The sequence below is a fragment of the Citrobacter sp. TBCS-14 genome (genome assembly GCF_005280805.1).
Classification (GTDB): Bacteria; Pseudomonadota; Gammaproteobacteria; order Enterobacterales; family Enterobacteriaceae; genus Citrobacter; species Citrobacter gillenii.
In genome coordinates, this window is the sequence record NZ_SZWM01000905.1 from 1 (window position 1) to 214 (window position 214).

1 protein-coding gene is annotated in these 214 nt (G+C 59.3%); it reads left to right on the forward strand.

Going from position 1 to position 214, the window contains the following annotated elements; genetic code table 11:
• A partial coding sequence (locus FDX22_RS21980) for a 50S ribosomal protein L11 methyltransferase (RefSeq protein WP_186805424.1) occupies positions 1-214 on the forward strand: 214 nt, incomplete at both ends.

The window sequence follows — 214 nt, forward strand, 5'->3', positions numbered from 1 at the left end:
GCGAATGGATGGATAACTTCCATCCGATGCGCTTTGGCGAACGCCTGTGGATTTGCCCGAGCTGGCGCGATGTCCCGGATGAGAACGCCGTCAACGTGATGCTGGACCCGGGTCTGGCGTTTGGTACCGGCACTCACCCCACCACCTCTCTGTGCCTGCAATGGCTGGACGGTCTCGATCTTAACGGCAAAACGGTTATCGACTTTGGCTGCGG